At 57.2% G+C, this 22905-nt stretch carries 24 protein-coding genes; 16 read left to right on the forward strand and 8 right to left on the reverse strand.

The annotated features are described in order from the left end of the window. The first annotated feature begins 4 nt into the window (after positions 1-4). From murD to ftsZ, 9 genes are all read left to right on the forward strand, one after another. A complete protein-coding gene (gene murD / locus GQF03_RS09535; protein ID WP_161339035.1) occupies positions 5-1393 on the forward strand; it encodes a UDP-N-acetylmuramoyl-L-alanine--D-glutamate ligase in 1389 nt (462 codons plus the stop codon). Beyond that, entirely contained in the window at positions 1390-2514 is a 1125-nt protein-coding gene (gene ftsW / locus GQF03_RS09540) for a putative lipid II flippase FtsW (RefSeq protein ID WP_161339036.1), read from the forward strand. The genes murD and ftsW overlap by 4 nt, the downstream gene beginning before the upstream one ends. Further along, positions 2511-3650, forward strand: a complete 1140-nt coding sequence (gene murG, locus GQF03_RS09545) for an undecaprenyldiphospho-muramoylpentapeptide beta-N-acetylglucosaminyltransferase (protein ID WP_161339037.1) — start codon at positions 2511-2513, stop codon at positions 3648-3650. The genes ftsW and murG overlap by 4 nt, the downstream gene beginning before the upstream one ends. Beyond that, a complete protein-coding gene (gene murC, locus GQF03_RS09550; RefSeq protein ID WP_161339038.1) occupies positions 3647-5071 on the forward strand; it encodes a UDP-N-acetylmuramate--L-alanine ligase in 1425 nt (474 codons plus the stop codon). The genes murG and murC overlap by 4 nt, the downstream gene beginning before the upstream one ends. Before the next feature lie 5 nt (positions 5072-5076). Next, positions 5077-6030 carry a UDP-N-acetylmuramate dehydrogenase gene (gene murB / locus GQF03_RS09555; RefSeq protein ID WP_206376179.1) on the forward strand — a complete coding sequence of 318 codons (954 nt, stop codon included), beginning with the start codon at positions 5077-5079 and terminating at the stop codon, positions 6028-6030. Then, a complete protein-coding gene (locus GQF03_RS09560) occupies positions 6027-6935 on the forward strand; it encodes a D-alanine--D-alanine ligase (RefSeq protein WP_161339040.1) in 909 nt (302 codons plus the stop codon). The genes murB and GQF03_RS09560 overlap by 4 nt, the downstream gene beginning before the upstream one ends. Continuing rightward, entirely contained in the window at positions 6923-7972 is a 1050-nt protein-coding gene (locus GQF03_RS09565) for a cell division protein FtsQ/DivIB (protein ID WP_161339041.1), read from the forward strand. The genes GQF03_RS09560 and GQF03_RS09565 overlap by 13 nt, the downstream gene beginning before the upstream one ends. 50 nt (positions 7973-8022) lie before the next feature. After that, positions 8023-9264: a cell division protein FtsA gene (gene ftsA, locus GQF03_RS09570; RefSeq protein WP_161339042.1), complete on the forward strand. Its 1242-nt coding sequence runs from the start codon at positions 8023-8025 to the stop codon at positions 9262-9264. Positions 9265-9371: 107 nt separating this feature from the next. Then, positions 9372-11075 carry a cell division protein FtsZ gene (ftsZ, locus tag GQF03_RS09575; RefSeq protein WP_161339043.1) on the forward strand — a complete coding sequence of 568 codons (1704 nt, stop codon included), beginning with the start codon at positions 9372-9374 and terminating at the stop codon, positions 11073-11075. Between the two features lie 367 nt (positions 11076-11442). On the opposite strand, the gene hemF is transcribed toward ftsZ, so the two are convergent. Beyond that, complete coding sequence (gene hemF / locus GQF03_RS09580; protein WP_161339044.1) at positions 11443-12294, reverse strand: oxygen-dependent coproporphyrinogen oxidase; 852 nt, start codon at positions 12292-12294, stop codon at positions 11443-11445. Next, positions 12291-12776 (reverse strand): tRNA (cytidine(34)-2'-O)-methyltransferase, encoded by a 486-nt coding sequence (locus tag GQF03_RS09585; protein WP_161339045.1) that lies wholly within the window; start codon positions 12774-12776, stop codon positions 12291-12293. The genes hemF and GQF03_RS09585 overlap by 4 nt, the downstream gene beginning before the upstream one ends. A 148-nt stretch (positions 12777-12924) precedes the next feature. Here GQF03_RS09585 and petA point away from each other — a divergent pair, with 148 nt between their 5' ends. The 7 genes from petA to GQF03_RS09620 all read left to right on the forward strand — a co-directional run bounded on the left by petA (position 12925) and on the right by GQF03_RS09620 (position 18588). Then, the gene (petA, locus tag GQF03_RS09590; RefSeq protein ID WP_161339046.1) at positions 12925-13452 is read left to right on the forward strand and encodes a ubiquinol-cytochrome c reductase iron-sulfur subunit; all 528 of its coding nucleotides are present in this window, start codon (positions 12925-12927) and stop codon (positions 13450-13452) included. Positions 13453-13463: 11 nt separating this feature from the next. Further along, positions 13464-14702, forward strand: coding sequence for a cytochrome b (locus GQF03_RS09595; protein ID WP_161339047.1), 1239 nt, complete (start codon positions 13464-13466; stop codon positions 14700-14702). Further along, positions 14695-15462, forward strand: a complete 768-nt coding sequence (locus GQF03_RS09600; protein WP_161339048.1) for a cytochrome c1 — start codon at positions 14695-14697, stop codon at positions 15460-15462. Before GQF03_RS09595 ends, GQF03_RS09600 begins: the two co-directional genes overlap by 8 nt. A 103-nt stretch (positions 15463-15565) precedes the next feature. Continuing rightward, the gene (locus tag GQF03_RS09605) at positions 15566-16447 is read left to right on the forward strand and encodes an S-methyl-5'-thioadenosine phosphorylase (RefSeq protein ID WP_161339049.1); all 882 of its coding nucleotides are present in this window, start codon (positions 15566-15568) and stop codon (positions 16445-16447) included. Between the two features lie 13 nt (positions 16448-16460). Beyond that, positions 16461-16988 (forward strand): adenine phosphoribosyltransferase, encoded by a 528-nt coding sequence (locus GQF03_RS09610; RefSeq protein WP_161339050.1) that lies wholly within the window; start codon positions 16461-16463, stop codon positions 16986-16988. 80 nt (positions 16989-17068) lie between these two features. Continuing rightward, a complete protein-coding gene (locus GQF03_RS09615; protein WP_161339051.1) occupies positions 17069-17692 on the forward strand; it encodes a LysE family translocator in 624 nt (207 codons plus the stop codon). A 35-nt stretch (positions 17693-17727) separates the two neighbouring features. Beyond that, on the forward strand, positions 17728-18588 hold the full coding sequence (locus GQF03_RS09620) for a VOC family protein (RefSeq protein WP_161339052.1): 861 nt from the start codon (positions 17728-17730) through the stop codon (positions 18586-18588). Between the two features lie 2 nt (positions 18589-18590). On the opposite strand, the gene GQF03_RS09625 is transcribed toward GQF03_RS09620, so the two are convergent. From GQF03_RS09625 to ychF, 6 genes are all read right to left on the reverse strand, one after another. Further along, positions 18591-19247, reverse strand: a complete 657-nt coding sequence (locus GQF03_RS09625; protein WP_161339053.1) for a dienelactone hydrolase family protein — start codon at positions 19245-19247, stop codon at positions 18591-18593. A 13-nt stretch (positions 19248-19260) separates the two neighbouring features. Then, positions 19261-19728: an NfeD family protein gene (locus GQF03_RS09630; protein WP_161339054.1), complete on the reverse strand. Its 468-nt coding sequence runs from the start codon at positions 19726-19728 to the stop codon at positions 19261-19263. A gap of 5 nt (positions 19729-19733) precedes the next feature. Continuing rightward, entirely contained in the window at positions 19734-20711 is a 978-nt protein-coding gene (locus tag GQF03_RS09635) for an SPFH domain-containing protein (protein WP_161339055.1), read from the reverse strand. A 108-nt stretch (positions 20712-20819) separates the two neighbouring features. After that, a complete protein-coding gene (locus GQF03_RS09640; protein WP_161339056.1) occupies positions 20820-21269 on the reverse strand; it encodes a MaoC family dehydratase in 450 nt (149 codons plus the stop codon). Beyond that, on the reverse strand, positions 21266-21733 hold the full coding sequence (locus GQF03_RS09645; RefSeq protein ID WP_161339057.1) for a MaoC family dehydratase: 468 nt from the start codon (positions 21731-21733) through the stop codon (positions 21266-21268). The genes GQF03_RS09640 and GQF03_RS09645 overlap by 4 nt, the downstream gene beginning before the upstream one ends. Positions 21734-21805: 72 nt before the next feature. Next, complete coding sequence (gene ychF / locus GQF03_RS09650; RefSeq protein ID WP_161339058.1) at positions 21806-22903, reverse strand: redox-regulated ATPase YchF; 1098 nt, start codon at positions 22901-22903, stop codon at positions 21806-21808. Between the last annotated feature and the right edge of the window lie 2 nt (positions 22904-22905).

The raw sequence follows: 22905 nt of genomic DNA on the forward strand, positions 1-22905 counted from the left end.
GGGGATGATGCAGAGCCACGCATATCAGCATAAGAATATCGCGGTTTTCGGACTTGGCAAAAGCGGAATGGCGACGGCGCGCCAGCTGCATCTGGGTGCGGCGCACGTAGTTGTCTGGGATGACAGCGAGGCAAGACGTAAAGCGGCGGAGGATGCAGGATTGACCGTGCAGGACCTGATCGGCAGCAATTGGCCCGAGGCCGAAGCCCTCATTCTCAGCCCGGGTGTGCCGCTGACCCATCCGTTGCCGCATCCGGTGGTGGATCTAGCAAAGAAGGCGGGCGCGGCCGTTATTGGCGATGTAGAGGTGTTCCTCAACGAAAAAGAAGCAGGCCTTCTGATCGGGGTGACGGGCACAAACGGAAAGTCGACAACCTCCGCCCTGATCCACCATCTCTTGAAATCGGCGGGAAAGCCCACGGCGCTTGGTGGGAATATCGGTACACCGGTTATGGATCTCCCTGAATTGCCGGAGGACGGAACCTATGTGCTCGAGCTTTCTTCCTATCAGCTCGACCTGACGCCGTCCTGGCGCGCGGATGTCGCAATACTCCTCAACATCACGCCGGACCATCTTGACCGGCACGGTGACATGCAGGGGTATGCTGCTGTAAAGAAGCGCATTTTCCAGCATCAGATCGAAAGCGGTGTTGCGATTATCAATATCGACGATCCACTTTGCGAACATATTGCATCCTGCCTCGCCATTCATGGCGACGGCAAGCTGGTTCCCATCTCGACCGAGTCTCCGGTTGCTGGGGGCGTGAGCGTTATTGACGGCCGTCTGGAGGACCAGACGGTAAGCGATCAATCTTGGACGATGGATATTTCAACGATTGGTTCTCTGCGCGGCCGTCATAACTGGCAGAATGCGGCCGCCGCCGTCGCCGCCGCAAGAAGCGTCAGCTTGACGCCTGCGGAAATACGCGAAGGGTTGCAATCCTTCGGCGGCCTTGCCCACCGGATGGAGGAGGTCGGGCGAATCGGAAAGATCCTGTTCATAAATGATTCCAAGGCAACGAACGCGGAAGCGGCCGAAAAGGCGCTGGTAAGTTTCAAGAATATCTTCTGGATCGCCGGCGGACGGGAGAAGGCGGGCGGTATCACGTCGCTTGAACCGCATTTCAATCGCATCCGCGAGGCCTTTCTGATCGGCGAGGCCGCGGATCATTTCGCGAATACGCTCGAGGGGAAAGTGTCATACCGGAAATGCCGCGATTTGAATGAGGCTGTGCACACAGCGGCGGACGCCGCCGGAAAGGCCATGGGCGAGCTCGCCGTTGTCCTGTTGTCACCCGCCGCCGCGAGTTTTGATCAGTTTACGAGTTTTGAAGCCCGTGGCGATGCCTTTCGCGACGCCGTCGCACGATTGGTCGGGGAGGAAATAACATGACCACCTTTACCCGTCTCGATCGGTCGGTTGTCGGCAGCTGGTGGTGGACCGTGGATCGCTGGACGCTGGTCGCCGTCGGCGTGCTGGTGCTGATGGGCGGCGTAATGGTGCTCGCCGCCAGCCCGGCCATTGCCGCCCGTCTTAATCTCGATAGTTTTCATTTTGTCCGTCGTCAGTTCATGTACCTGCCGATGGCGGTGATCATGATTTTTGCGATTTCGCTGCTTTCGCCACTTTGGGTCCGCAGGCTGGCGGTCGTCAGTTTCGGATTTTTCTCGCTCCTGACGATCGCGACACTCTTGGTCGGGCCTGAGGTCAAGGGCGCGCACCGCTGGCTGCAGTTCGGCAGCTTTACCTTGCAACCGACCGAGTTTTTGAAGCCGTCGTTTGCTGTGGTCGCCGCCTGGATGTTCGCGGAGCAGCGCCGCAGCGATGAAATTCCCGGCAATCTGATCTCGATCGCCCTCTTTGCATTTGTCATTACCCTGTTGCTCCTGCAGCCGGATGTCGGGATGACGCTGGTCGTTTGCGCCGTCTGGTTCGCGCAGTTTTTCCTCGCCGGCCTGCCGATTATCTGGGTCGTCATGTTCGTCGTCGTGGGCATTGTGAGCGCGGCGGCCGCCTATAGCCTGTTTCCCCATGTCGCAAGCCGCGTCGATCGTTTTATGGATCCGTCGGGTGGCGGCAACTACCAGATTGAACGCGCGATGGAGGCTTTCCAGACCGGCGGATTCTTTGGTGTCGGTCCAGGCGATGGCTCCGTGAAGCGCCAGTTGCCGGACGCGCATACAGATTTCATTTTCGCGGTGCTGGGAGAGGAATTCGGCGTTGTCGTCTGCCTTATCGTCGTCGCGCTGTTCGCCTTTATCGTCCTGAGGGGGTTCAGTCGCCTGCTGGAAGAGAAGAATTTCTTCGTCGTTCTTGCAGCGGCGGGGCTGCTTACCCAGTTCGGGTTGCAAGCTGTCATCAATATTGGTGTCAATCTCCGGCTTATGCCCACAAAGGGCATGACGCTGCCCTTTATCTCCTACGGCGGTTCCTCCATGTTCGCGCTGGCATTGCTCATGGGTATGCTGCTCGCGCTCAGCCGCCGCCGGGCCGGGACGGGGGAGCTTAAATGAACGCCGGGAAAAGACCGATAGTACTGGCAAGTGGCGGCACGGGCGGACATATATTCCCGGCCCGCGCACTCGCCGAGGAACTGACGGCGCGCGGATTCGCGGTGACGCTGATTACCGACATGCGCGGTGAAAAATATGATGATCTGTTTCCGGGCGTGGCAATTCTTCAGGTGAAATCCGGCTCGCCGTCCGTCGGCGGCCTTGTTGGTAAGATCAAGGCGGTGGGCGCGCTGCTGGTTGGTTTTCTGCAATCGAGAAAGATCCTTCGCCGTATCAAGCCCGTCGCCGTTGTCGGTTTTGGCGGCTATCCTTCGATGCCGCCCGCCGCGGCCGCCGCAAGTCTCGGCATTCCCTTGCTGCTCCATGAGCAGAACGCAGTGCTCGGGCGTGTCAACAAGCTACTCGCGGGTTATGCGCGGATAATCGCGACGTCCTTTGACAATACGGAAAGTCCCGATGATGAAATCGCGGGCAAGATGGTCTATACTGGAAATCCGGTGCGTCGCGCGATCCTGCCTCTCTTCGGCAAGGGATATCGGAGCCCCGCACCCGATGGTCCGATCAATCTTCTGGTGCTGGGCGGAAGTCAGGGAGCGACAATCCTTTCCGAAGTGGTTCCGGCTGCGTTGATCGCGCTTCCTGATGACCTGAAGTCGCGCCTGCATGTTACCCAGCAATGCCGCGCCGAGGATCTGGAGACGGTGCGTGCGCGTTATCAGGAAAACGGGATCGATGCGACCCTTGCCCGGTTTTTTGATAATATTCCGGAATTACTGGAAAATTGCCATCTCGCAATTACCCGCTCCGGGGCGTCGACCCTGTCGGAACTAACAGTCGCCGGACGGCCCTCGCTTCTCGTCCCCTACAAGCATGCGATGGATGACCACCAGCGCAAGAACGGTGAAAACGCCGTGGCGCGGGGGGCGGCACGTCTTGTCCTACAGGATAACTTTACGGTTGAGGAAGTCAGTCGCCAGCTTTCAGATCTCCTGCGTCATCCCGATCTGTTGTCGGTGATGGCGAACGCGGCGACGAGCCTTGGCGAAATCCACGCTGCCGAAAAGCTTGCCGATCTTGTGGAACGTTTTAAACCCGCGAACAACGACGCCAGGAAATCCGGAAAGGCTGCTGCATGAGAACGCTTCCTCTAGATATGGGCCTTGTTCATTTCGTCGGGATCGGCGGGATCGGGATGAGCGGTATTGCCGAAGTCATGCACACGCTCGGTTATCAGGTGCAGGGCTCCGACCTCTCCGCCAACGCGAATGTGGAGCGGCTTCGCGGCCTCGGCATTACCGTGTATGTCGGCCATGACGCCAAAAATCTCGGTGAGGCACGGGTCGTGGTGATTTCGTCGGCGGTGAAGCCTGATAATCCGGAAGTGCGCGAAGCCCGTAAACATCTGATACCTGTTGTCCGCCGCGCCGAAATGCTGGCGGAGTTGATGCGCCTCAGATGGGCGATTGCTGTTGGCGGCACCCATGGCAAGACCACAACCACGTCCCTGCTCGCCAGCCTGTTGGATGCCGCCGGAATGGAGCCGACCGTGATCAACGGCGGTATAATCAACGCCTATGGCACGAACGCGCGGCTCGGTAAAGGCGACTGGATGGTCGTGGAAGCCGATGAATCCGACGGTAGTTTCACTAAACTGCCGGCCACAATTGCGGTCGTCACCAATATCGATCCCGAGCATCTTGATTTTTATGGCGACTTCGATGGCGTCCGTGACGCGTTTCAGACCTTCGTTCAGAATATCCCATTCTACGGTTTCGCCGCTGTCTGCATCGATCATCCGGAAGTCCAGGCCCTGATCGGACGGATTTCGGACCGCCGGTTGGTTTCCTATGGCCGATCGCCGCAGGCCGATTACCGGGCGACAAATATTCGCTTCGAGGACGGGCATGCGCATTTTGATGTGGAGATCAGCGATCGCGTTGACGGGGACATCCGTCGGATGAAGGGCTTCGAGCTGCCGATGCCGGGGACCCACAATGTACTCAATTCCCTCGCCGCCATCGCCGTCGGAACGGAAATGGGATTTGCCGAAGCGGACATCAAAAAGGGCCTCCGCAATTTCGGGGGGGTCAAACGTCGCTTCACCAAGACCGGTGAGGTTGGCGGTGTAACTGTTATTGACGATTACGGCCATCATCCGGTGGAAATCGCATCGGTTCTGTCCGCGGCGCGTCAGGCTTATGACAAGAAAATCATTGCCGTCGTGCAGCCGCATCGCTATTCGCGCCTTCACGATTTATTCGAGGAATTCTGCACCTGCTTCAACGATGCGGACATTGTCATTGTTGCCGAGATCTATTCGGCAGGGGAGGCGCCAATTCCAGGCGTCGACAAGGACCATTTCGTTGAGGGGCTTCGCGCGCGCGGGCACCGCCATGTGCTGTCACTGGAAGGACCGGACGCTTTGGCACCGCTGATTCTGGAAAATGCGAGCCCGGGCGATGTTGTGGTCTGCCTTGGCGCCGGATCGATCTCCAACTGGGCGAATGCGCTACCGGTGGAGCTTGAAAAGCTGGCGACGGGGAAAAAGGCGGGATGATTGAGATGAGCGCAATGAAATCCACACTCCCGACAACGGAAAACCTGATGGACCGGATGCCGCCAGTGCGCGGACGGCTCCGTCAAAATGCGGAACTTGGTAAGGTGACATGGTTCCAGGTGGGCGGCCCGGCGGATATTCTGTTCAAGCCGGAGGATGAGGGTGATCTCGCAGATTTCCTCAAAAACCTGCCCGCCGATATACCGGTTTATATGATCGGCGTGGGCTCGAACCTTCTGGTCCGTGACGGGGGCGTGCGCGGCGTCGTTATCCGGTTGGGTCGGCATTTTGCCAAAATGAATACGGACGATGACAAGCTGATTGTCGGCGCCGGTGCGCTCGACGCCCATGTCGCACGCTTTGCCGCGGATGCCGGGCTTGAGGGCGCGGAGTTCCTGAGCGGCATCCCCGGCGGAATTGGCGGCGCGTTGCGGATGAATGCCGGTGCCTACGGTGCGGATGTCTCGGATATCTTCCTCTCCGCTATTGCCTATGACCGCGCCGGAAACCGCCATGAACTGTCGCTAAAGGACATGGGGTTTTCCTATCGCCATACGGATATTCCCAAGGACTGGATTTTCACGCAGGCGACCTTCCGCCTTTCCTTCGGCGACCGGCAGGAAATTCTCGACCGCATGGCGGATATTTCACGCAACCGGGAGGAAAGCCAGCCGGTGCGGAGCCGGACGGGAGGCTCCACATTCGCAAATCCATCCGGCAAAAAAGCATGGGAGTTAATTGACGATGTCGGCGGCCGCGGTTTGACCATAGGCGATGCCATGGTGTCCGACAAGCATTGCAATTTCCTGATCAACAAAGGCACCGCCCGGGCGGCCGATCTGGAGACGCTGGGGGAAGAACTTCGTCGCCGTGTCTTCGCCAAACATGACACCCTGCTCCGTTGGGAAATTGTCCGTCTTGGCGAACCCGCAGAGAAAACGCAAGGAAACAGGCCATGAAACATGTCGCCGTTTTGATGGGCGGCTGGTCCGCCGAGCGGGAAGTGTCGATGAACAGCGGCCTCGCCTGCAGCGAGGCCCTGAAGAAGTGCGGCTATCAGGTCACGCCGGTCGATGTCGGGCGCAACATTGCCCAGACGCTTGGCGAACTCAAACCCGATGTGTGCTTCAATGCGCTGCATGGCCGCTATGGGGAAGATGGCTATATTCAGGGCATGCTGGAAATCATGGGAATTCCCTATACCCATTCCGGCGTGCTTGCCTCGGCGCTCGCCATGGACAAGCCGGTTGCGAAGACATTGTTTGCCGAGGCGGGAATACCGGTCGCGGAAGGCCGGATCTTCACCCATCAGGAAGTAAAGCAAGGCGCGAGCTATCCGAAACCCTTCGTAGTCAAGCCGCTGAACGAAGGCTCCAGTGTCGGTGTCACGATCATTCTGGAAGGCGAGAATATTGCGCTTCAGGATCTGCCCTGGACCTTTGGCGAAAAGGTGCTGATCGAGACATTCGTTCCGGGCCGGGAAATCCAGGTCGCGGTGATGGGGGATGAAGCGCTCGGCGCCGTTGAAATCCGTCCGCTTGGACGCTTTTATGACTACGAAGCGAAATATACGGCGGGCAAGGCTGAACATCTGATGCCGGCCCCGCTTGATCCGGACGAGTACGAGGAAGCGCTTCGTCTCGCCCTGCTGGCGCATCAGACCCTCGGGTGCCGTGGCGTCAGCCGGAGCGATCTTCGCTTTGACGATACCGGGGAGGGGCCTGGTAAATTCTATATGTTGGAAACCAATACTCAGCCCGGCATGACATCGCTCAGCCTTGTGCCGGAAATCGCCGGCCATACCGGCATTTCCTTTGAAGAGCTTGTCCGCTGGATTGTGGAGGATGCATCATGCGACCGATAACCATAGACAAGGATGACCGCGTAGTTCCCGCGCCGCGTCCACGGAAATCGAAAAGGAAAAGCGGTCCGTCCAGAAGCTTTTTTGGTGGCGGCAAAAAGAAGAAAACTGCTAGCGGCAAGGCTGAACCGCGTTTTTCCACGGGGGCGGCTTTCTCCCGGCTTGGCGGAATGACTGTCGAGATTACGGACCGGATCAGCGCCCCGTTTAGAACCGAAAAGCCAAAGCGTGGCGGACGACGCAAGCCGGCACCGGCCTGGCGCAAGCCCACGCTGATCTGCGGCGCGGTGCTCCTGGCCGCTGTCATTATCGGCGGCGTCACAAACTTCATGGTCCGTACGGAAGTGCTGGATCGGAGTGCGGCCTGGATCGATGAGCAGCAACAGGCGCTCGCTGAGTTTTTTGGTCTGACGGTGCAGGAAATCAGTGTAATCGGCCGCGACAAGACCTCTGGCGACGATATTTTGAAAGTGCTGAATGTGAAGAGAGGCGACAGCATCCTCGGCGTCGATCCGGAGGCTGCGCGCGAGCGGCTTGAGACGCTAGGTTGGGTGGAGACAGCGTCCGTCATGCGCCGCTATCCAGACGAAATCTTCATCGAGATCAGGGAAAGGCGGCCCTATGCGCGGTGGCAGATCGACGGGCGCACGGGCGTGATCGATCGGACTGGCGCGGTTGTCTCGAAAAAGGATGAGGCATCGTTCCGCTATCTTCCGAAGGTCGTCGGCCCGAATGCGAATGAGCACGCCGCCGAACTGTTCGATATGCTGGCGCAGACCCCGGAACTGTTCACCCGGGTGCAGAACGCCGTACGCATTCGCGACCGGCGGTGGGATCTGGAATTCGATAACGGCGTGAAAGTGCTGCTGCCCGAGAAAGGGGCGCTGCAGGCCTGGAAACAGCTTAACAAGCTGCAGGATGAACAGAAGATTCTCGACAAGGATGTGGTGGCCATCGACATGCGCGCGGAAGACCGCATGTATGTCCGGCTCAATGCGGACGCGGCGAAATCTCGCCGTGTTGCCGGAAACGACACGTGAAAATTGATAAAGAAGCCAAATGAACAGAAGACGGAGCATGTGGAACGGTAATGGCAGCGGGACGTAACGGACCTTTGGCGGCACTTGATGTCGGCTCTACAAAAGTATGCTGCTTTGTCGCGTCGGAAGAAGCGGGGCGTCTTCGCGTGACCGGCATCGGCCATCAGGTTTCCCGCGGACTCCGGGCGGGCGGGATCACCAACATGGAGATGGCGGAAGAGGCAATCCGCTCCGCCGTGGATGCCGCGGAACGCATGGCCGGGGAAACGGTGCGGGAAGTCTTTCTCGGCGTCTCCGCCGGCAAGCCGGCGTCGCAGACTGTTGATGTGGAAATGTCGATCGGCGGCCAGGAAATTACGGAAAAGGACCTGCAGCGCACCCTGAAGGAAGCCCGGGCGAGCTACCAGCCGGAGGGGCGGACAGTGATTCATGCGCTACCGGTCGGATATACGGTGGATGGCAATCGGGGCATTCGCGATCCGCGTGGCATGTATGGGGAAACCCTCGGGATCAGCATGCATATGGTCTCACTGCAAAACAGCCATATGCGCAATCTCGCAAATTGTGTTGAACGCTGCCATCTCGGAGTCGCGGGTATGGTTTCCGCGCCCTATGCCTCCGGTCTTTCCTGCCTTGTGGAAGATGAAATGGATCTCGGGGTGACGGTCATCGACATGGGCGGCGGCTCAACCTCCTTCGCCGTCTTCTATGATGGCGAGATGGTCTATAACGAGGTTATCCCGGTCGGCGGCGGCCATGTCAGCAATGATATCGCCCGGGGCCTGTCGACGACTCTCGCCAATGCGGAGCGTATGAAAACCCTTTATGGCAATGCGCTTGCCAGCCCCGCCGACGAGAAGGAAATTATCGATGTGCCGCTCATCGGCGAGACCGATCACGACGTCGCCAATCATGTGCCGCGCTCGATGCTCGTTGGCATCATCAAGCCGCGTCTTGAGGAAATACTCGAGCTGGTCAGGGACCGTCTGACAGCCTCCGGATTCAACAAAGTGGCAGGACGTCGTGCGGTGCTGTGCGGTGGCGCGGCGCAGCTTGCCGGCGTACAGGAACTGACGGCGCGGGTCCTCGACAAGCAGGTGCGCATGGGTAAACCTATCCGTGTTAAGGGGCTGGCCGACGCAACGGACGGCCCGGCGTTCACGACCGCCGCAGGTTTACTGTCCTATGCCGTTCGCGAGCGATTTGATGAAGGGATCAAGATGTCGGTGGCGGAAAAGCCGCCCAAAAACCGGTTTTTAAAGGTCGGGAACTGGTTCAAGGAGAATTTTTAGGCAAAAATCTGTCGAAAAATTGTCAATATGTAAGAAGTGGGGTTTCATTAACCACAATATTTGGTATTAATTAGCTGTTCGTCAGCGTCTTTAAGGAGGAGAGTACCGTGAGTATCAATTTGTCAGTGCCGGAGCAATCAGAGCTGAAACCAAAAATCCTGGTATTGGGCGTTGGAGGAGCTGGCGGTAACGCGGTAAATAACATGATCACCTCTGAACTTCAGGGGGTCGAGTTCGTCGTCGCCAACACCGATGCGCAAGCGTTGAAGCAGAGTTTGGCGGAGCGTCGTATTCAACTAGGAGCTGAGCTGACGGAAGGTCTTGGTGCGGGATCAAAGCCCCATATCGGCGCCGGCGCAGCAGAAGAAGCGATAGAAGAAATTACCGGCCATCTTGAAGGCGTTCACATGTGCTTCATCACCGCTGGTATGGGCGGCGGCACGGGAACCGGCGCAGCGCCTGTTGTGGCGCGGGCAGCCCGGGAAAAAGGAATTCTTACGGTTGGCGTCGTGACGAAACCCTTCCAGTTTGAAGGCAATCATCGGATGCGGATTGCGGAAGAGGGTATCGAGGAATTGCAGCGCTATGTTGATACGCTGATTATCATCCCGAACCAGAATCTCTTCCGGATCGCCAATGAGAAAACGACTTTCGCCGACGCCTTCAACATGGCGGATGAAGTGCTGCATTCCGGTGTTCGCGGCGTAACCGATCTGATGGTTATGCCCGGACTGATCAATCTCGACTTCGCCGATGTGAATACCGTCATGAACGAAATGGGCAAGGCGATGATGGGTACTGGCGAGGCGAGCGGCGAAAATCGTGCGATCGAAGCTGCGGAAGCCGCCATCTCAAACCCGCTCTTGGACGACGTCTCCATGAAGGGCGCGCGTGGCGTGCTGATCAACATTACCGGCGGCATGGATCTTACATTATATGAGCTGGATGAGGCGGCGAACCGGATTCGCTCCGAGGTTGATCCGGAAGCGAACATCATTGTCGGCTCCACTTTCGATACGGAAATGGAAGGCCGTATGCGGGTTTCGGTTGTCGCGACAGGTATTGACGCGCTGGAAGTACAGAAGGCCAATTCACCCAATGTAACGTCGCTTCGCACTGTCAAGGGTGACGGAAAAGCAACGTCAGCGAATTCCGGTGGCGCCGGTGAGGCCGCCAGTCCGATGGTGCCTGCGGCGGCGGCTATTTCCGCATCCGGCTTCGGCGCAAGTGTTCCGGGCGGCAATTTCTCCGGTCAGCCGGTCGCTCAAGGCGCGGATGCATCTGGCGCGTCGGAAAGCTTTGAAATGGGATCAACGTCAGCTGACAATACGTCGGTAAGCGGCAATCTGGCGATTGATCGGGATCGTGATCTCCTCTCTGACATTGACGCGGAGATGGAGGAAAGCGACCGCACTCAGGACGAGACAACGGGAAAGGACAGCCCGTTCAAGGCACCGCCCGCGATCCGAGTCGATAAAAGCCCGGAGAAGCTTCTCAATCCCGATGCGCAGCAGGTAGCATCAGAGGCGTCCGATCCGAAGGCGAAAAAGCGCGGGGCCAGCCTGTTTGAACGGATGACTGGCGTCAGCCGCTCCTTCCGGAAAGAGACCGCAAAAGAGGAAGCGCCTGCTCCGGCCCGGCGCGAACCGACCAGCAGCCGCGTGGCGCCGCCCCCTGCGGCATCGGCGCCGGCTGCGCCGCAAAGCCAGCCTGTGAAGAAGGAGGTAACGTCTTCGGTCAAGATCGACCAGAAACAGGAAGACGAGGATCTGCTCGATATTCCGGCGTTTCTGCGCCGTCAGGCAAACTAGTCTGAGACAATAAAAAGAGGCGTGAAACATTTCGTTTCACGCCTCATATCGTTTACTCGGCAGTTACTCGTAAGAAACTCGTCTGTATTTAATCCGCGAAGGGAGGCAACGAGTCTTCCGGTCTAGAAACAATCGCAGCCGTGACAGGGCTTTGCGCCTGCGGTCGAGCCCATCAGGGCATCCCGCAAACTGCGAACGGCCTGTGCCACCAGTGTCAAAAGGCTGTATCTAATTCTGACCATCGTACCAATCCCCTAAAAAGTTCTCGATCACGGAAAGATATTACACCCGAAGGGGCGTTATCCCAAGCGAAAGAGATGTGCGCATTGTCACAGCTTGGTACGAAAAGCGGCTATTTATACCATATTTAGGGCCATTTCACCTCTGGCGGGAGGGACATGAGGATAGCCTCCGTGTTTCCTCCAGTCTTCAGGCCGAAAGTCGTGCCGCGGTCATAGAGCAAATTAAACTCGACATATCGGCCACGCCGGACGAGCTGATGTTCCCGCTGCTCGGCTGTCCATTCCCTGTTCATATGGCGGCGGACAATTTCAGGGTAAATATCGCGAAAGGCGCGACCGACATCCTGGGTAAAGGCAAAATCTTTCTCCCAGTCGGTTGCCAGGCGGTCAAAGAAAATGCCGCCGACGCCGCGCGGTTCATTCCGGTGCGGCAGGAAAAAATATTCGTCGCACCATTTCTTGAAGCGTGGATAGTAATCCGCGTCATGGCGGTCGCAGGCGTCTTTGAGGGCGGCGTGAAAGTCCTTGGTGTCCTGATCATCCGGATACATGGGCGTAAGGTCCGCGCCGCCGCCGAACCAGCCCGCGGTCGTGACGATATGCCGCGTATTCATATGCACGGCGGGGACGAGCGGGGACTGCATATGCGCGACGAGGGAAATACCGCTCGCCCAGAACCTGCCATCTTTCTCGGCACCGGGAATCGATTTGCGGAATTCTTCGGAAAATTCGCCATGGACCGTCGATATATTGACGCCCACCTTTTCAAATACGCGGCCTTTCATGACCGACATTTCGCCGCCGCCGCCGCCCGGCCGGTTCCATTCCGTCACCTCGAAACGACCCGGTTCACGATCGCTGAAACTGCCGGTCAATTCCGCTTCGAGGGTTTCGAAACTCTCGCGTATCTGATTCCGCAGCATACGGAACCAATCCGCCGCTCGCTGTTTTTGTAATTCTGTCGTTTCGTCTGTCATACAAGTCCCGTGGTTTCGGAGAGAGAGCCGATCTTCGGAAACCCGGCTGTCTGGCGAAGCGCTTCGCCAAGGACCATGGCCGCGGACACTGCGACATTAATAGAGCGCATGCCCGGAACCATCGGGATGACCAGCCGGTGGTCGACGATGGCGTGGATGTCGTCCGGTACGCCCGCACTTTCGCGCCCCAACATGAGAATATCCGATTCTGTGAATGTAAATTCCGTATAGGGGGCATCCACCCGAGTGGTCAATAAAACGAGGCGATTTCCGGCGATGCTCTTGTGAAAGGCCTGAAAGGAAACATGACGCGTGACATCGGCGGCGTCACGGTAATCCATTACCGCCCGCTTGAGGTCGCGGGCGCCGAAAGGAAAGCCGCAAGGCTCTATAATATCGACAGGAACGCCAAGGCAGGCGCCCAATCTGAGCAGGGTTCCGACATTGGGCGGAATATCCGGTTGGTAAAGTGCAAGTCGCATCTTGCTGTTGTACTGGGAGTGTTGTAACAAATACAGAAAAAATCCGCGCTTTATTGTCGCATTCGTCACGTTCGGGCTGGACATGACGGCATTATGATGACAAAAAGCGGTCGCAGTAGAATAATTTTTTAGGCTTTGGGGAAAGTAAATGACGACAACCACCCCTGAAGAAGAGAACGGCGTCAAACGCCGTGATTTTCTTTATATCGCTGCCGGCGGCCTTGGTGCCGTGGGGACGGCAGCCGCCATCTGGCCCTTTATCTCGCAAATGAACCCGTCTGCGGATGTTCTGGCGCTTTCTACGACGGAAGCGGATCTGGAAGGCATCGAAGTCGGTTCCGAAGTCACTGTCGTATGGCAGGGCAAGCCGGTCTTTGTAAGGCACAGGACAGAAGAAGATATTCAGCGGGCCGAAGATGTGGACCTCGCCGAATTGCGGGATCCCCAGCCGGACGCGGACCGCGTGATCAAGCCGGAATGGCTGATCATGGTCGGTATCTGCACTCATCTGGGCTGCGTGCCGTTGAAAGGGCAGGGAGAATATGGGGGATGGTTCTGCCCGTGCCATGGATCGCATTATGATACGTCAGGACGTATTCGCAAGGGACCGGCGCCGCTGAATCTGGCGATTCCACCCTACGAGTTCCTTGACGACAATAATATCAAGATCGGGTAGGGGGCCCCAAGATGTCTTTTGAACCGAAAAATCCTGTCGTTAAATGGGTAGAGCATCGCCTGCCGATTACCGGGATGTTGCATCACGCTCTATATGAGTATCCGACTCCGAAAAACCTGAGCTATTGGTGGACCTTTGGTTCTCTGGCCGGGTTCATGCTGGTTGTGCAGATTGTGACGGGTATCGTCCTCGCCATGCATTACACGCCGCATGTGGATTACGCTTTTACCAGCGTCGAACATATCATGCGCGATGTGAACTATGGCTGGCTTCTCCGGTATATGCATGCCAATGGCGCATCGATGTTCTTCATCGTTGTTTATCTGCATATTTTCCGCGGATTGTACTATGGCTCCTACAAGGCTCCTCGGGAACTTCTGTGGTGGCTTGGCCTGGTCATCTTCCTGCTGATGATGGCAACGGCCTTTATGGGCTATGTGCTTCCCTGGGGCCAGATGAGCTTCTGGGGCGCAACCGTTATCACGAACCTGTTCAGCGCCATTCCGCTGGTCGGCGACAGCATCGTCACCTGGCTATGGGGCGGTTTCGCGGTCGACAACCCGACCCTGAACCGGTTCTTCAGCCTGCACTATCTGCTGCCTTTCGTCATCGTCGGCGTGGTTATCCTGCATGTCTGGTCCTTGCACACGAACGGCTCCAATAACCCGACCGGGCTGGACATCAAGGACAAGCAGGACAGCATTCCGTTCCATCCCTATTATACGGTCAAGGATTTGTTCGGGTTGGCGATCTTCCTGATTTTCTTCTCCGCCTTCCTGTTCTATGCGCCGAACTACCTCGGTCATCCGGACAACTACATCCCGGCGAATCCGCTGGTGACGCCGGCGCATATCGTGCCTGAATGGTACTTCCTGCCGTTCTATGCGATCCTCCGGGCCGTTCCGGACAAGCTCGGCGGCGTTCTGCTGATGTTCGGCGCGATTGCGGTGCTGTTCGCGCTTCCCTGGCTGGACAAGAGCCGGATCCGCTCCGCTCGTTTCCGTCCGATCTACAAACAGCTTTTCTGGGTGTTTGTCGCGGACTGCGTTTTGCTCACCTACATTGGGGGCAAGCCGCCGGAAGGAGCCTTCATCATCTGGGGCCGGATTGCGACGATCTATTATTTCGTGCATATCCTGATCCTTCTGCCGCTGGTAGGTCTGTTTGAAAAACCAAGACCATTGCCGGCCAGTATTTCGGAAGATGTTCTGCCCAAGAAGGCGGCGAGCGGGGAGACGGCCAATGCGTAAATTACTGACGTCTTTAAGCATTTCGGTTGTGGTATCGCTCCTATCTCTGGGCTCGGCTCAGGCTGCGGGTGATGCGGTTGAACTGAAATCCGTTTCCTGGAAACACGGGGGCCTCTTCGGGACATATGATCGCGCAGCCGCACAGCGTGGCCTGCAGGTATATCGCGAGGTTTGCGCGGGCTGTCACGGCCTTGGCCTTGTCGCCTTCCGCACGCTTGCCGATCTTGGCTTCAGCGAAGAGGAAATCAAGGCACTCGCCGCAGAGTCCGAATTTGTTGACGGACCGGATGGCGACGGTGAAATGTTCGAACGGCCGGGTAAGCCGTCGGATAAGTTTCCGTCTCCCTTCCCCAACGAGCAGGCCGCACGTGCCTCCAATGGCGGGGCCTATCCGCCGGATCTGTCACTGATAACCAAGGCGCGCGCTCATGGTGACGACTATCTCTATTCGTTGTTGACCGGCTATACCGACGTTCCGGCAGATTTTACCCTCGCAGAAGGAATGAATTATAACGCGTACTTCGCTGGGCATCAGATTGCTATGCCGTCACCCTTGAGCGACGATGCGGTGGAATATGCTGACGGGACACCGGCAACGGTCGATCAGATGGCGAAAGACGTCACCGTGTTTCTTGCTTGGGCGGCTGAACCGAAGCTGGAACAGCGCAAGAGCGTCGGCCTGAAGGTCATCTTGTTCCTGCTGATCCTTGCGGCAGTATTCTATGCCGTAAAGCGGAAGGTCTGGTCCGACCTTCATTAAGTAACCGCGAATTCGGGAAAAGGGCGCTCAACGGGCGCCCTTTTTTATGGCACCGCGCGGATTTCAACGGTAAGTTTTCGGCGGCAACAAGGAGGAGAGGTGAATGGTTTCATCTGCGGGAAAACCGGTGATCGGAGTGATTGGCGGAAGTGGTGTCTATGAACTCGACGCCCTTGCCGACAAGCGCTGGCAACGCGTTGACAGTCCCTTTGGCGCGCCGTCCGATGAACTGCTTTTTGGTTCGCTTGACGGCGTTGAAATGGTGTTCCTTCCGCGTCATGGACGGGGCCATCGTATCCCGCCGGCCGAGGTTAATTACCGCGCCAATATCGATGCCTTGAAACGTGCGGGCGTCACGGACATTATCTCAGTTAGCGCTTGCGGCTCCTTTGAAGAAGAACTTGCGCCCGGCACCTTCGTGATCGTCGATCAGTTTATTGACCGGACCATCGACAGAAAGAAGAGTTTTTTCGGCACCGGGCTTGTTGCGCATATCAGCATGGCCCATCCGGTCTGTCCGCGCCTTGGCGATGCCCTGGAGGCGGCGGCACAATCTTTGGATATCCCCGTACATCGCGGCGGAACCTATCTTGCAATGGAGGGGCCGCAATTCTCAAGCCTCGCCGAGTCCCGGCTTTATCGAAGCTGGGATTGCCAGGTCATCGGGATGACCAATATGCCAGAGGCCAAGCTCGCCCGGGAAGCCGAAATGTGCTACGCGACCGTGGCCATGGTCACCGATTATGACTGCTGGCATCCCGATCACGATGCAGTGGAGGTCGCCACGATCATCGAGGTTCTGATGAAAAATGCAGACAACGCCCGAAGCCTTGTGAAAACGGTCGTGCCGGAGCTGAAACAACGAGACGCGGCATGCCCGGGCGGATGTGATCATGCCCTTGATAATGCGCTGATAACGGCGCCGGACGCGCGGGATCCGGACCTGATGAAAAAACTCGATGCCGTTGCCGGGCGCGTCCTTTAGGAAGGGAAGAACAATGGATATCAAAACGATCATTCGCACCATTCCCGACTACCCGAAAAAAGGGATTATGTTCCGCGATATCACGACGCTCTGGCAGGATGCCGGCGGTTTCCGTCATGTGATCGATCAACTCGTCTGGCCCTATGCAGGTGTCAGGATTGACAAGGTCGCCGGCATTGAGGCGCGAGGCTTCGTGCTGGGCGGCGCCATCGCGCATCAGCTGAGCGTGGGCTTTATTCCCGTCCGCAAGAAAGGCAAGCTTCCCGCAGCCGTTATCAGCGAAGAATACGACCTCGAATATGGAACCGATACTGTCGAAATACATGAGGACGCGATCAAGAAGGGTGAGAATATTCTTCTGGTCGATGACCTGATCGCAACAGGCGGGACGGCGGCGGCGGCAATTAACCTGATCCGCCATGCCGGGGGAACGGTCGTCGGGGCGGCGTTTGTGATCGACCTGCCGGATATTGGCGGCGCGCGGCGTATAGGGAAAATGGGCGTCAATGTCCGTACCCTCTGCGAGTTCGAAGGCGACTAAGCCGTCGTTCCAACAAGGCGCTTGTCAATTTTCCTGATCTATGTCTTTGCTGTTTTAAACACCAGAGAACAGGGAAAGCCATGTCGTTTGAAATATGGATATCTTTTTTTATTGCAAGCGCCGCACTTCTTGCCGTGCCCGGACCGACGGTGATGATTGTTATCAGCTATGCCCTGGGTCAGGGGCGCAGCACCGCCTGGGCAACGGTTCCGGGCGTCGCGCTCGGTGACTTCACCGCGATGACAGCTTCGCTGCTGGGCGCCGGCGCGGTTCTGGCGGCTTCAGCAACGCTGTTTACCGTGTTGAAGATCGCAGGCGCCGTTTACCTGGTTTGGCTCGGCATCAAGCTGTGGCGCGCGGATGGCGGAATGGGAACGGTACAGACGACAGAAAAGCAAAGCCGCCTTTCCATATTTCGAACATCATATATCGTGACGGCCTTAAACCCGAAAAGCATCGTTTTTTTTGTCGCTTTCGTTCCGCAGTTCGTTAATGTCCATGAACCGATATTCGTGCAATTCGCGATTTTGGAGGCGACCTTCCTCGTGCTCGCGGCGATAAATGTTGCAATATGGGCCTCCCTGGTAGGTAATCTGCGGGAGCGCTTCAAGAATCCGAGAACGCTGAAGATTGTAAATCGGATCGGAGCAAGTTTCTTGATCGGTGCAGGGCTGCTAACGGCGCTCGTCCGCCGGACGGCCTGATCAGTCAATGGAAAAACAAAAAACGGAGCGGAAGGATGCTGCATAATATCAAGGGTATAGATCATACACTCATCGGCGTGGCGGATTTGGAAGCCGCCCGGAGCGCATTCGAGAATCTGGGATTTACCCTGACCCCCCGCGGTTCCCATATCGGCTGGGGAACGGCAAACTACTGTATCATGTTCGACGAGGATTATATCGAGCTTCTCGGTATCGTGGATCCGTCGCTGGAGACCAACGGCCTTGACGTTGCACTCGAAGAACGCGGGCAGGGGCTCCTCGGCGTTGCGCTGGCGAGCGATGAGCCGGAGGCGACGCATCGATCCCTGATGGAGGCGGGACTGGAACCCTCCGGCATTCTGTCGCTGGAACGCAAGCTGGAACTGCCGGAAGGAGATGTCCTGCCGGCCTTTCAATTGATCCGGCTCACCTCGTCAGCGGGGCTTTCTGCAAAGAACTTGTTTATTTGCCATCATCTGACGCCGGAGCTTGTGCGCCGCCCCGAATGGCTGACCCATGCGAACGGCGCGAAATTCATCAAGTCGGTCGTCGTTGTTGTGGACAATCCCGGCGCGTTGGCGCCCTATTATCAACGCTTATGCGGGTCCATCAATGTCACCCTGACCGACAATACGATGACTGTCCGCTTTGGCCGCGGCAGCCTTATTTTCGTAAATGAGCGGGATATCGATCTGTTGTTTCCGGGTTTGACGATCATGGACGAGATGCCGCCGCTACCGCATCTGATTGCCATGACCATCGCCGTTGATAATCTTGAAGGGACCGAGACACTGCTCAAAAATAACGGTATCGGGCCGCAAAGAATTGCGAACGGCACTGTGCGGGTCGACCCGGAGGAGGCCTGTGGCCTGCTTCTGGAATTTACAGCAGCCTGACGTTAGCCAATAAATTCCAGCGTGCGTTCCAGGGCGAGCTTTGCCGATGCGGCATCATAGCTGCCGCGCTGATCGCAATTGAAGCCGTGACCCGCCTCATAGACATAGACGGGAATATCCGGCCGTTTCGCCTTTACCTCTTCGACCGCGGTCATTGGAATTGAGGCGTCCGTATCGCCGAAATGGAGTAACACCGGAACTTTGGGGGCTTCCGCGATATGCTGGGCGACCTGGCCGCCATAATATCCGACGGCCTTGTTGATCGAGGTGAGACGGCAAGCCGAAAGATAGGCGAGGCTGCCGCCCCAGCAATATCCGATCACCGTAATCTCGCCGGCATCGGAAATCGCCTTTGCCGCCGCGTCAATGTCCTTAAGCGCATCCTCATCGCTTACCTGCATCCTGTATTTGAGGCCTTGCTGGACGTCGTCTGGCTGGTAACCGAGGGTTATTTCAGGCTCGATACGATCGAAGAGCGCGGGGGCGATGGCAATAAATCCGTCCTTGGCATATCCGTCACAGACTTCCCTGATATGCGAATTGACGCCAAAAATCTCCTGAACGATGACGACGCCCCCTTTGGGCGCCCCCGCCGGGACCGCTTTGTAGGCGGCAAATTTGTGGCCATCGGTTGCCGTGAGGTCGATCATTTCTCCCATGATTATTTCTCCCTTATGTCTTGGCGACGGGTTCGACGATAAGAAGGGTTCCATCAACGCCCGTAACGCGGACAACGGCGCCTGCGTCGAGGTCGGGTCCCTCCACCGCCCATTGCGTGTCGTCCACATGAATTTTGCCCCGGCCGTTTTGTATGGCATCGGTCAGCGTGAATTGTCGGCCGATATATTGAACGCCGCGCTGATTTAACGTGATGTTATCCTCAACACCCGGATGTTTTCTGAGAAATAGGCGCGACAGCACGATACTGCCGACGGAGATGCCGGCGAAGATTATCCATTGATATTCCCAGCGCATGTCGGGAACGACCCAGGCGACCACGCCGACGACACCTGCGGAAATTCCCAGCCAGAGAAAAATCGTACTGGGCGCGAAAACTTCGAGAATGATCAGCACCAGCCCGAGAATCCACCAGGACCAGAATTCGAGGCCTGCGAGCCATGCTATAATCGTTTCCATCATGGCGATTACTCGACTGTCGGAACGGAACCGCTGGTGCGGCGGGCCGCCCCGTTGCCGTCTTTTCCGAACACTTCTTTCGCAATCGCACTGATGCCGCCAAGCGAACCGATGAGGGCGCTCGCCTCCATCGGCAGAAGCACAACTTTAGAATTTCGCGCCATGCCGATTTCCTTCATCGCCTCGGTATATTTCTGCGCGACGAAATAGTTGATGGACTGGATATCGCCGGCGGCAATGGCTTCGGAGACGTCATGGGTGGCCTTCGCTTCCGCCTGGGCGAGACGCTCGCGCGCTTCGGCGTCGCGGAACGCGGCTTCGCGGCGGCCTTCCGCCTCAAGGATCATGGCGCGTTTCTCACCCTCGGCCTTCAGGATTTCTGACTGGCGGACACCTTCCGCCTCCAGAACCACGGCACGCTTGAGCCGCTCCGCCTTCATCTGGCGTCCCATCGCTTCCACCAGGTCGATCGGCGGCGTGATATCCTTGATCTCGACGCGGGTGACCTTGATTCCCCAAGGGGTCGACGCCTGATCGATGACGGTAAGCAGGCGGACATTAATCGCATCGCGCTGGCTGAGTGCTTCATCAAGGTCCATTGACCCCAGAACGGTACGCAGGTTGGTCTGCGCAAGGTTCTGCACCGCGCGTTCCAGATCCCGTACCTCATAAGCGGATTTCGCGGCATCCAGCACCTGATAGAACAGAACGCCGTCGACCTGCACCATGGCGTTATCGCGGCTGATCACTTCCTGCGTGGGAATATCCAGCACCTGTTCCATCATGTTGATCCGGCCGCCGATGCGGTCGATAAAGGGAAGGATCAGGCCAAGGCCCGGATGCAGGCTGCGGGTGTATCTGCCGAAGCGCTCAATGGTGTATTGATAACCCTGCGGCACGATCGTAACGCCCATGAAAACGATAACAATCGCGAAAATGACCAGAACGACGACGAAAATTGCAAAGCCGGATAAGAAAAAATCCATATCGCATCCCCCAATAAACCGGATAATTAACTAGTCTGACGGACTATATAGCGGATCGCCGTCAGACCTAAGTTAAAAATCCACGGGCGGCGAATATCGCCGGCTATCTTAGTCGGGGCGCGTCTGCACCATCCCGATCGATGTGAAGTTGAGAACGACCTCGTCATTCTGGTTGAAGAGCTTGACGTCTGCCTTGATGATACCCATGTCGGGCCGGGATACAGAATTTCGTTTTTCGATGACGGTCGATTCATAGCGCAACCTGTCGCCGGGGCGCACCGGGCGGATCCAGCGCAGATTATCGAAACCGGGCGAGCCCAACCCGGCGCGCTTGTTGGTCATATTGTCAACGAGAAGGCGCATCAGGATGGCCGCCGTATGCCAACCGGACGCAATCAGTCCGCCATAGATGCTTTTCTTTGCCGCTTCTTCATCGATATGGAAAGGCTGAGGATCATATTTGCGGGCAAAGTCGAGGATCTCCGCTTTAGTGACCTCCTTGACCTTGGAAACCGTTTTTTCCCCGATCTCGATATCCTCGAAATATATTGTGCTCATCGGCCGGCCTCCTCGCCCTTGCGGGCCGGATCGCGGAGGAACATGCCGCTCGAGATCATGGTCATTTTGATTTCGTCATTCTGATTCAGGACGGTATGAGAGAATTTGACGAACCCGAGTTCCGGTCGGCTTTTGGGCAGGCTGCTGTCCAGGACCTCGGCCTTGACATGGAGAATTTCACCCGGCCGCACAGGTTTTTTCCAGCGGAGCTGTTCGATCCCCGGTGACCCCATCGACGCCGCGTCGATCAGGTAATTATCGACCATCATACGCATGCACATGGCGCCGGTATGCCATCCGCTTGCGATCAGTCCGCCGAAGAAATGCTCCTTCGCGGCCACCTTGTCCACATGGAAGGACTGCGGGTCGTAATCGGTCGCGAATTCGATGATTTCCTCTTCTGTAACTTCGTATCCGCCGAATTCCATGACCATGCCGACGGTGAAATCCTCCCAATAACGCATTTTCTATACCTTCTGATCTTGTTCCGATCGCTTACGCATTTGTTGCTTGTTCAAGGTTGGTGTCCGGCGCGTCTAGTTGGCAAATCTGAAATGCAGAACATCCCCGTCCTCGACGACATATTCCTTCCCCTCAAGACGCATGAGCCCGGCTTCCTTTGCGCCGGTTTCGCCGCCATGCGCCACATAGGCAGAATAGGCGATAGTCTCGGCGCGAATAAAGCCTTTTTCGAAGTCCGTGTGGATTACGCCTGCGGCCTGCGGCGCCTTGGTGCCTTTGGTGACGGTCCAGGCCCGGCATTCCTTCGGGCCGACGGTGAAATAGGTGATCAGATCGAGGAGGTCATAGCCGGCACGGATAATACGGCCAAGTCCGGTTTCCGTAAGGCCCAGATCGGCGAGAAATTCGGCTCGCTCTTCTGCGTCGAGTTGGGCAACTTCGGCCTCGATTGCTGCGGAAATCACGACCGTTCCCGCATGTTCGTCCGCCGCCTTTTTTGCAACCTTGTCGGAAAAGGCATTGCCCGTTGCCGCGCTTCCCTCATCCACGTTGCAGACATAAAGAACCGGCTTCTGCGTCAGGAGTTGCAGGTTGCGGAAGGCCTTCACCTCTTCGTCCGCAAGGGAGACGGCGCGCGCGGGTTTTCCATCACGTAAGGCCGCGAGGGCGCGATCAATAAGTTCCGCCTGCTTTTTCGCCTCCTTATCACCGCCGCGAATTTTCTTTATCAAAGCCTCCGAGCGTTTCTCGAGACTTTCAAGGTCCGCGAGCATCAGTTCCGTCTCGATGGTTTCAATGTCGGACAGCGGATCGATTTTGCCATCGACATGAGTGATGTCGTCATCTTCAAAACAGCGGACAACCTGGATAATCGCGTCGACCTCGCGGATATGGGCGAGAAACTTGTTGCCAAGGCCTTCGCCGCTCGCCGCGCCGCGAACCAGCCCCGCGATATCGACGAAGGTCAATTGCGTCGGAATGATTTCCTTGGACTTGGCCAGCGCCGCCAACGTTACCAACCGCTCATCCGGAACCGGTACCTGCCCGAGGTTTGGTTCAATCGTGCAGAACGGATAGTTTTCCGCCGCCGCCTGCGCGGTTTGCGTCAGGGCGTTGAACAGCGTCGATTTTCCCACGTTCGGCAATCCGACGATCCCGCATTTGAACCCCATCT

It is taken from the genome of Sneathiella chungangensis, assembly GCF_009882935.1.
GTDB lineage: Bacteria > Pseudomonadota > Alphaproteobacteria > Sneathiellales > Sneathiellaceae > Sneathiella > Sneathiella chungangensis.

Bases quoted from the DNA above. Each gene is read 5' to 3' on its own strand.
- murD (WP_161339035.1), top strand. From the start codon at position 5: ATGATGCAGAGCCACGCATATCAGCATAAGAATATCGCGGTTTTCGGA.
- ftsW (WP_161339036.1), top strand. From the start codon at position 1,390: ATGACCACCTTTACCCGTCTCGATCGGTCGGTTGTCGGCAGCTGGTGG.
- murG (WP_161339037.1), top strand. From the start codon at position 2,511: ATGAACGCCGGGAAAAGACCGATAGTACTGGCAAGTGGCGGCACGGGC.
- murC (WP_161339038.1), top strand. From the start codon at position 3,647: ATGAGAACGCTTCCTCTAGATATGGGCCTTGTTCATTTCGTCGGGATC.
- murB (WP_206376179.1), top strand. From the start codon at position 5,077: ATGAGCGCAATGAAATCCACACTCCCGACAACGGAAAACCTGATGGAC.
- GQF03_RS09560 (WP_161339040.1), top strand. From the start codon at position 6,027: ATGAAACATGTCGCCGTTTTGATGGGCGGCTGGTCCGCCGAGCGGGAA.
- GQF03_RS09565 (WP_161339041.1), top strand. From the start codon at position 6,923: ATGCGACCGATAACCATAGACAAGGATGACCGCGTAGTTCCCGCGCCG.
- ftsA (WP_161339042.1), top strand. From the start codon at position 8,023: ATGGCAGCGGGACGTAACGGACCTTTGGCGGCACTTGATGTCGGCTCT.
- hemF (WP_161339044.1), bottom strand. From the start codon at position 12,294: ATGACAGACGAAACGACAGAATTACAAAAACAGCGAGCGGCGGATTGG.
- GQF03_RS09585 (WP_161339045.1), bottom strand. From the start codon at position 12,776: ATGCGACTTGCACTTTACCAACCGGATATTCCGCCCAATGTCGGAACC.
- petA (WP_161339046.1), top strand. From the start codon at position 12,925: ATGACGACAACCACCCCTGAAGAAGAGAACGGCGTCAAACGCCGTGAT.
- GQF03_RS09595 (WP_161339047.1), top strand. From the start codon at position 13,464: ATGTCTTTTGAACCGAAAAATCCTGTCGTTAAATGGGTAGAGCATCGC.
- GQF03_RS09600 (WP_161339048.1), top strand. From the start codon at position 14,695: ATGCGTAAATTACTGACGTCTTTAAGCATTTCGGTTGTGGTATCGCTC.
- GQF03_RS09605 (WP_161339049.1), top strand. From the start codon at position 15,566: ATGGTTTCATCTGCGGGAAAACCGGTGATCGGAGTGATTGGCGGAAGT.
- GQF03_RS09610 (WP_161339050.1), top strand. From the start codon at position 16,461: ATGGATATCAAAACGATCATTCGCACCATTCCCGACTACCCGAAAAAA.
- GQF03_RS09615 (WP_161339051.1), top strand. From the start codon at position 17,069: ATGTCGTTTGAAATATGGATATCTTTTTTTATTGCAAGCGCCGCACTT.
- GQF03_RS09620 (WP_161339052.1), top strand. From the start codon at position 17,728: ATGCTGCATAATATCAAGGGTATAGATCATACACTCATCGGCGTGGCG.
- GQF03_RS09625 (WP_161339053.1), bottom strand. From the start codon at position 19,247: ATGGGAGAAATGATCGACCTCACGGCAACCGATGGCCACAAATTTGCC.
- GQF03_RS09630 (WP_161339054.1), bottom strand. From the start codon at position 19,728: ATGATGGAAACGATTATAGCATGGCTCGCAGGCCTCGAATTCTGGTCC.
- GQF03_RS09635 (WP_161339055.1), bottom strand. From the start codon at position 20,711: ATGGATTTTTTCTTATCCGGCTTTGCAATTTTCGTCGTCGTTCTGGTC.
- GQF03_RS09640 (WP_161339056.1), bottom strand. From the start codon at position 21,269: ATGAGCACAATATATTTCGAGGATATCGAGATCGGGGAAAAAACGGTT.
- GQF03_RS09645 (WP_161339057.1), bottom strand. From the start codon at position 21,733: ATGCGTTATTGGGAGGATTTCACCGTCGGCATGGTCATGGAATTCGGC.
- ychF (WP_161339058.1), bottom strand. From the start codon at position 22,903: ATGGGGTTCAAATGCGGGATCGTCGGATTGCCGAACGTGGGAAAATCG.